The sequence below is a fragment of the Kitasatospora sp. NPDC054939 genome (assembly GCF_053610105.1).
Genome location: NZ_JBSGXP010000124.1, coordinates 17,966 through 26,186 on the forward strand (window position 1 = coordinate 17,966; position 8,221 = coordinate 26,186).

5 protein-coding genes are annotated in these 8,221 nt (G+C 75.4%); all 5 read right to left on the reverse strand.

Features of this window, described 5'->3' with window-relative positions; all coding sequences use genetic code 11:
* Positions 1 to 121: 121 nt before the first annotated feature.
* Positions 122 to 1,078: a glutathione S-transferase C-terminal domain-containing protein gene (locus ACWGB8_RS28410; protein WP_452216466.1), complete on the reverse strand. Its 957-nt coding sequence runs from the start codon at positions 1,076 to 1,078 to the stop codon at positions 122 to 124.
* 140 nt (positions 1,079 to 1,218) lie between these two features.
* A complete protein-coding gene (locus ACWGB8_RS28415; RefSeq protein ID WP_452216467.1) occupies positions 1,219 to 2,667 on the reverse strand; it encodes a M20/M25/M40 family metallo-hydrolase in 1,449 nt (482 codons plus the stop codon).
* An 878-nt stretch (positions 2,668 to 3,545) separates the two neighbouring features.
* Positions 3,546 to 4,475 (reverse strand): Gfo/Idh/MocA family protein, encoded by a 930-nt coding sequence (locus ACWGB8_RS28420; RefSeq protein ID WP_452216468.1) that lies wholly within the window; start codon positions 4,473 to 4,475, stop codon positions 3,546 to 3,548.
* 185 nt (positions 4,476 to 4,660) lie between these two features.
* A complete protein-coding gene (locus ACWGB8_RS28425; protein WP_452216469.1) occupies positions 4,661 to 5,923 on the reverse strand; it encodes an MFS transporter in 1,263 nt (420 codons plus the stop codon).
* Positions 5,920 to 8,221, reverse strand: a 2,302-nt coding sequence (locus ACWGB8_RS28430; RefSeq protein ID WP_452216470.1) for an amino acid adenylation domain-containing protein, incomplete at its 5' end; no start/stop codon positions are given. The genes ACWGB8_RS28430 and ACWGB8_RS28425, both read right to left, overlap by 4 nt.

Genomic DNA, 8,221 nt, shown 5'->3' on the forward strand with positions numbered 1-8,221 from the left:
GGCGGTCTTCTCCCCGGGGGTGGCTGTGGTTGCGGGCCGCCCGGGCCGGCGGGCCCGGGGTTCGCCGGGGGGGCGGGGGGGCGGGGGGCCCCACGCCGCTGTCGGGCGCGGCCGTTGCCGCTCAGAGGGCGAGCGGGCGCTCCACCGGGGCGTTCCAGTCCGGGAGGACCGCCCCCGGGGTGGTGAAGGTCGCGAAGTCGGTGGTCTCCGTGAACTCCTTCCGCTGGTAGAGGTCGCGGGCGTAGGCCCACAGGTGCGGGTACTCGGCGAGACCGGGGTTGATCGCGCGGTCGTGGTTGGACCGGGCGTCGTAGCGCACCAGCGTCACCCAGAGCCGGACGTCGGCCTCGGTCAGCCGGTCGCCCAGCAGGTAGCGGCGGCCGGCCAGGCGCGCGTCCAGCTCCGCGAAGGTGTCCAGCAGCACGCTCCGGGCCGCGAGCGCCGCCCCGCCGGTGCCGGCGGCGGCGTTGACCCCGTGGTTGACCGCCGGGCCGAGCCTGGCGTCCAGCTCCTCGATCGCGTCCCGCAGGTCCTCCGGGTAGGTGTCGGCGCCGTTGCCCCACCGCCGGAACCGGGTGGCCAGGTCGATGCCGAGGGTCCGGAAGTCGTTGCTGACCACCCGGCCGGTGCGGCGGTCCCAGAGCGTCGGCACCGAGACGTGCCCGTCGAAGCCCGGCTCGGTGCGCTCGTACGCCTCGCGGAGCAGGGTGAAGCCGTTCACCGGGTCCGGGCCGTGGGACTCCCGGAAGGCCCAGCCGCGGGCGTCCCGCTCGCCGTCCACGTACGAGACGGAGACCACGTCCGACAGCCCGTTGAGCGCGAGCTGCAGGGTCACGCGCTGCGCCCACGGGCAGAACCAGCCCGCGTAGACGTGGTAGCGGCCGGGCTCGGCGGCGAAGCCGCTGCTGCCGTCCTCGGTGATCCGGCCGGTGAAGCGGTAGAGCGGGCGCTCGTCGCCCGGCGCCCGGGTGATCCGGTACTCGCCGTACCGGGCGGTGTCGGCGGGGTCGGCGTAGGTCACGCCGGTGGTGTCGGACGTGTCGGACGTGTCGGTGGTGTCGGTCGCGTGCTGGCTCACATCGAACTCCTCGGCAGGGTCGGAACGGTGCGGTGCTGCGGCTCGGGTGGCGCTGGGGACCGGTGGCGGTGGACCGGTGGTGGTAGGGGCCAGTGGGTGGCGGTGGACCGATGGTGGGTGGCGGTGGACGGCGGGCCGGTTCAACAGGAGCGCAGGAAGCGGTCCAGGACCCGCGTCCCGAACTCCAGCGCGTCGACCGGGACCCGCTCGTCCACCCCGTGGAAGAGCGCGGTGAAGTCCAGCTCGGCGGGCAGCCGCAGCGGCGCGAAGCCGAAATGGCGGATGCCCAGCCGCTGGAACGCCTTGGCGTCGGTCGCCGCCGACAGCATGTACGGCAGCACCCGGGCGCCCGGGTCCTCGGCGCCGATGGCGAGCGCCATCGCGTCCACCAGTGCGCCGTCGAAGTAGGTCTGCACGGCGGGCAGGCTGTCCCACACGAGTTCGACGTCCGGGCCCAGGACGTCGGCGAGTTCGGCCGCGACCGCCTCCTCCCGGCCGGGCAGGAAGCGCACGTCGACGGTCGCCCGGGCCTGCGAGGGCACGACGTTCCCGGCCCGGCCGGCGTCCAGCACGGTGACGTTGGCGGTGTCGCGCAGGCTCGCGCCGATCAGCCGCGAGAGGTGCCCGAGCCGGGCGACCGCCGCCTCCGGATCGCGCTCGTCGAACGGCACGCCGGTCAGGTCGGCGACGCCCTCCAGCAGTTCGCGGACCGGGTCGGTGAGGATCAGCGGGAACCGGTGGCCGTCCAGCCGGGCGACGGCCCGGGCGAGCTTGGCGATCGCGCTGTCGGTGTGCAGCATCGAACCGTGCCCGGCGGTGCCGGTGGTGCGCAGCCGCAGCCACATGGCGCCCTTCTCGGCCGTCTCGACGAGGTAGGCGCGCGCCCCGCCGTCGAAGGTGGCCGAGAAGCCGCCGACCTCGCCGATCGCCTCGGTGACCCCCTCGAACAGCTCCGGGTGGTCGTCGACCAGTTTGCGCGCGCCCTGGAAGCCGCCGTTCTCCTCGTCGGAGACGAAGGCGAAGACCAGGTCGCGCGGCGGGACGACGCCCTCGCAGCGGAACCGGCGGGCGACGGCCAGGGTCATCGCGACCATGCCCTTCATGTCGACGGCGCCGCGCCCCCAGACGTAGCCGTCGCGCACCTCGCCCGAGAACGGGTGGACCGTCCACTCCCCGGGGTCGGCGGGCACCACGTCGAGGTGGCCGTGGACCAGCAGCGCGCCGCGCGACGGGTCGGCGCCGGGCAGTCGGACGATCACGTTGCCGCGCCCGGGGCCGGTCTCCAGGTAGGTCGGCACGTACCCGGCCTCGGCGAGGCGGGCGGCCACATACTCGGCGGCGGCGCGTTCGGTGCTCACCGCGCCGGGGTCGGCGGGGTTGGTGGTGTCGATCGCGATCAGTTCGGAGGCCAGCGCGACGACCTCGCGCACGGCCGCAGCCGGGTCGGCCGGTTCGGCCCGGTCGGTCGGGTCGGCCCGGTCGGTCGGGTCGGCCCGGTCGGTCGGGTCGGCCAGCGGGTGGTGCGGCGGCGGGCCCTCCGGGCGGCCGGGCGGGGCGCCGGAGGGAACGGGTACGGGGTTTCGGGGCATGCGGAGGCCGTTCCTGGTCGCGAGCTGCGGGGTCGGGTCGTGACGGGCCGTCGGGCGGCGCCCGGGGCGCACCGCGGCCGGGCCGTTGCGGCTGGCCGTGGCGGGTCGTCGGGGGTCGCCGGGCGGTCCGCGGGCGGGACCTGGCACGCGGACGCCGACGGGCGTACGAGCACCGGCGTACGAGCGCCGACGGGCGCGCGGGCGGCGGATGCCCGGGCGGCGGGTCCTACGGGCGACAGAGGCCGGTCGGGGATCCACAGGCGTCGATCCAGCGGCGGGCCACCAGCCGGGCGCCACGGGCGGTCTGCGGGCCGGCGGTCGTACCGGACGCCGCGCGCGACCGCAGCGGGTGCCCGAAGAGCCCCTGCTCGCCTGCCGGTTGGCGTGCCTGCATCGTCCGTCCGTTCCGCGTCCGGTGACCGTGGAGGCCAACAGTACTCCCCGGCGGGGCCGGTGCCACGGGCGGTCCGGGATTCCGATCGCCGAGGACCGGTGCCCGGGTGCTGTCCGGCCGCGGGCGGATGCCCGGGAACCGCAGGCCGCAAGCCTGTTCACGGGGAGTCTGCGCCGTGTTCACCGGGCGCCGCGGGAAGTCCGGCACAGCTGCTGCCGGTTGTCATGACTGAAACAGCGTCAGTCTGGGCATAAGGTGGATGGGCCCGCCGATGGGCCCGGCCGCAACTCCCCCACGAGTGCAGCCGGGCACCGGGCCGGCGACCGGGCCTGGGCGTGACTCCCCCCACGGAGTGGCGACCAGGCCCGCATCCGTTCAACCAGCAATACGCAGCGTACATGTCATCTCCACGTAGCGCTACCGCACGGTTCAGGAAGCCTTCGCCCTCCCCGGGACACCGCCCGGGGAGGGGCTCGGCATGCCCTCAGACGGCCTCCAGGCGCTCCACGATCTGCTCGCACAACTCGTGGGTGCGCAGGGCGTCGTGGGCGTCGACGACCTTGCCCGAGACGACCGCGTCGAGGAAGGCCAGCACCACCTGCTCGATACCGCGCTGGCGGGCCACCGACACCCAGTCCCCGCGCCGCCGGACGGTCGGCTGGCCCCGGTGGTCGACCACCTCGGCGAGGTTGCGCACCTCCCGCTTGGAATCGCCGCCGGACACCTCCAGCACCTCCTCCGTCGAGCCGGAGAGCCGGTTCATGATGCCCAGCGCCGTGAAGCCGTCCCCGGCCAGCGTGAGCACCAGGTGCTCCACCAGGCCGTCCCGCACCCGGGATCGGACATCGACGTGCTCGATCTCGCCCGGCACCAGGAACCGCAGCAGGTCCACCACGTGGATGAAGTCGTCGAAGACCATCGAGCGCGGCGCCTCGGGCAGGCCCTCGCGGTTCTTCTGCAGGACGATCAGGTCCCGCGGCCGCTCCTTCGCCTGCACGTAGCCCGGCGCGTACCGGCGGTTGAAGCCCACCATCAGCGAGCGCCCCGTGCGGTCGGCGAGGTCGACCAGGCGGCGGGAGCCGTCGAGCGTGTGGTCCAGCGGCTTGTCCACGTACACGTCGACCCCGGCCGTCAGCAGCGCCTCCACGATCGGCACGTGCTGATCGGTCGCCGCGTGCACGAACGCCGCCCGGATCCCGCTGCCGATCAGCTCCCCGAGATCCGTGAACCGCTGCTCCGGCGCGATCCGGTACGCCGCCCCGATCCGGTCCAGCTTCGCCCGGTCCCGGGTCATCAGCCGCAGGTCCAGGCCCGGCAGCGCGGCCAGCACCGGCAGGTACGCCTTCTGTGCGATGTCGCCGAGCCCGATCACCCCGACCGGGAGCAGGGCGTCAGGGGCAGTGGTCGAGCTCATCGGATGTCTCCCGTGGTGCGTGCGGTCGCCGGCCCCACCCACCCTATGCGCCCGGCCGCACCCGCCGGGCGCCCCGCTCGCGGGCGCAGGCTGCGGCGACCGCCGGCCCAACGGTCTGCGCCCCCGGCGCGCTCCGCAGTCGAGTGCGCCGGGGGCGGGGACCGTGCACCGCCGGTGGGCCCCCGTCAGTCGGCGGTCGCCCGGCCGGTGGCGTTGCGGACGGTCGGGGCGAGCGCCGCCGCGGCGGCGATCACCGCCATGGCCAGGCCGGCGGCGAGGGCGACCCGGCCGGAGCCCAGGGCGTCCAGCAGGAACCCGCCGAGCAGGGCGCCCGCGGTACTGGCCCCGCTGACCAGCAGGCCCGCGGTGGCGCCGGCCCGGCCCTGGAGGGCGTCGGGGGTGATCCGGATCTGGTAGACCGCGGCGAGGACGTTCAGCACCCCGCCGACGTAGTTCATCGCCGCGAACAGCGCCCCCAGCGTGAACGGGTCGCGGGCGAGCGCCATCACCGGCATCAGCAGCGCCCACAGCACGGTGCTGCCGATCAGCACGGCCCGCAGGCTCAGCCGGGGCATCCACCAGCGGGCGCTGAGCGCGCCCAGCATGCCGCCGACCCCGCTGACGGCCAGCACCACGCCCACCGTGCCGGGCGAGCGCCCCTCCTCCTTCACCAGGATGAACGGGACGGTCAGGATGAGGACCTGGAAGAGCACGTTGGCGCCCGCCACGGTGGCCAGCGCGATCCGCAGGAAGCGCTGCCCGCGCACCCAGGCGATGCCCTCCTTCAGCTCCGCCCCGAGCCGGCGCGGCCCGGCCGGGCGCTGCTCCTGGAGGCTCGTCCGGATCATCAGCAGTCCGGCCAGCGACACCAGGTGGCTCACCACCGCGAAGAGGAACGGCCAGCTGCGGCCCAGTGCGAACAGCACGCTGCCCAGCGGGCCGCCGAGCAGTCCGGCGGCCCGCCCGCGGGCCTCGTTCTGGGAGAGGGCGGCCCCGAGCTGCTCCTCGGGGACGACGTTGCGGACAGCGCCCCGCTCGGCGAGCTGGTGCACCAGCGCGAGGCTGCCCTCCACGAAGGCGACCGCGATCAGCTGGGGCAGCCAGACGTGGCCGGCCGCCACCGCGAGGACGACCGTCGCCAGGGCGGCGGCGCGGCCGAGGTCGCAGCCGATCATGAGCCGGCGGCGGTCCCAGCGGTCGACCAGCGCGCCGGCCGGCAGCTGCACCAGCAGGCTGGGCAGCAGCGCGGCCGAGGTGACCAGGCCCGCCCGGGCGCCCGAGCCGGTGTGGGCGAGCACCAGGAGTCCGTAGCTCACCGCGGCGGCCCGGGAGCCGAGCAGCGAGGCGCCGACCCCGGTCCACAGCAGGAGGAAGTCGCGGTTGCGGCGCAGGGGTACCGCCGCGGGGGCGGGGGTGGGGCCCGTTCCGGTGGTCGTGTCGGTGCTCATGCGCCGGCCTCCCGGTGGCGGCGGAGGACCTCGGCGACGGTGCGGGCGACGTGCGCCACCGGGGCGGCGTCCATCATGCCCGCGTGGCTGGCCTCGACCGGGTGGTCCTCGATGGTGCCGCTGACGTACTGCTCCCAGGCCCGCACGTCCGGGGAGCCCTCGGGCCGTTCCAGCAGCGCGGTGAAGTACAGCAGGTCGCCGTCGAAGCGGCCGGTGCGGTGGTCGCGCAGGATGAGGCTGCTGTTGACCGAGGAATCCCGCATCGCCTCGATCTCGGCCGCGCTCAGCCCCTGGAGGACGCTCAGCTCCCGGCGCATCACCTCGGCCAGCTCGGAGTCCTCGCCGACCGACTGCTGCATGGACTCCACGCCGCCGCCGAACTCGCCCATCAGCCGGCCCATGCGGGCGCGCTCGGCGTCCGGGTCGAGGCGTTCCAGCAGGTCGCTCGGGCAGGAGTCGAGCATCACCAGCAGCGAGACCCGCTCGCCCAGCTCCTGCAGCCGCACCGCCATGGCGTGTGCCGCGTTGCCGCCGAACGACCAGCCCAACAGCCGGTAGGGGCCCTCGGGTTGGACGGTCCGCAGCTGGTCGAGGTAGTCGTCGACCAGCTGCTCGATGCTCTTCGGCAGCGCCTCGGGCTCGGTGATCCCCCGGGCCTGCAGCGCGTACACCGGCTGGTCGTCGTCCAGGTACGGGACGAAGCGCGCGTAGCACCAGCCGAGGCCGCCGACCGGGTGCACGCAGAACAGCGGGGTGGCGCTGCCGGTCGTACGGATCGGCAGCAGCACGTCCAGGGCGTTGCTCTGCGCCCCCTCGCTGTCGATCCAGGCGGCCAGCCGGGCCACGCTGGGGGCCTCGAACACGGCCCGGATCGGCACCTCGACACCCAGCACGGACCGGATCCGGGCCACCAGCCGGGTGGCCAGCAGGGAGTGGCCGCCGAGGTCGAAGAAGCCGTCGTCGACGCCGACCCCCGGCAGCCCCAGGACCTCGGCGAAGAGGTCGTGCAGGGCGCTCTCGCGGGCGCTCCCCGGTGGGCGTCCGCCGCTCGTGGCGAGGTCCGGTGCGGGCAGGGCCCGGCGGTCGAGCTTGCCGTTCGGGGTGAGCGGCAGGGCGGCCAGCTCGACGACGGCCGAGGGCACCAGGTGCGGCGGCAGGATCCGCCGCAGGTACCCGGTGTCCACCGGCACCCCGCCGGACGGCACCACGTACCCGACCAGCCGCAGACCGCCGGGGCCGTCCTCGCGGGCCACCACCGCGGCCCGGGCCACGCCGGGGCAGCCGGCCAACGCGGCCTGCACCTCGCCGAGTTCGACCCGGACGCCGCGGATCTTCACCTGGTCGTCGGTCCGGCCGAGGAACTCCAGCGCACCGTCGGGGAGCCACCGCACGATGTCGCCGGTGCGGTACATCCGGGCGCCCGGCGCGCCGTACGGGTCGGGCAGGAACCGGTCCGCCGTGAGATCCGGCCGGTTGGCGTAGCCGCGGGCCAGGTCGCCACCGGCCAGGTGGAGTTCGCCCGGGACGCCCGGCGGCACGGGTCGCAGCCCCGGGTCGAGGACGTGGGCGCGGGCGTTGGCGATCGGCCGGCCGATGGGGATCCGGGTGTGCGCCGGGAGCCCCGCCCCGACGGGCTGGTAGGTCGCGGTCATGGTGCACTCGGTGGGGCCGTACTGGTTGACCAGCTGCCAGTCGGAGCCCAGCCGGGCGGCCCGGGCCGCGTGCGCACCGGTCAGCGCCTCCCCGCTGACCAGGCCCATCCGCAGGCTCGGCGACGGGGCCGTGTCGGTGTCCTCGGCCGCATCGGCCAGTGCGCCGAGCACGGTGGGCACCAGCGACAGCAGCACGCTCACCCGGTGCCGGTTCAGCGCCGCCAGCAGCGCGTACGGGTCCTTGGCGTCCTGCGGCGGCACCAGGACGAGGCGGGCGCCGGCGGTGAGGGTGCCGAACAGGTCGCGGACGGAGGGGTCGAAGGAGAGCGAGGCCAGGTTCAGCACGGCGTCCCCGGGCCCGAGCCCGGTGAGTCCGTGCAGGTGGGCCAGGTAGCCGACGGCTCCGCTGTGCCGCACCGCCACGCCCTTGGGGCGGCCGGTGGAGCCGGAGGTGTAGATCACGTAGGCGAGGTTCTCGGGGTGCAGCCGGCCGGTGCGGTCGGGGTTGCGGTCGGCCTCGCCGGACCGCCCCGCGGGGTCGACGGGCTCGGCGACGGGCTCGGCGACGGGCTCGGCGGCGAGCGCGGCGGGGTCGAGCAGCAGGGCCGCGCGGGAGTCCTGCAGCATGAACTCCACCCGCTCCTGC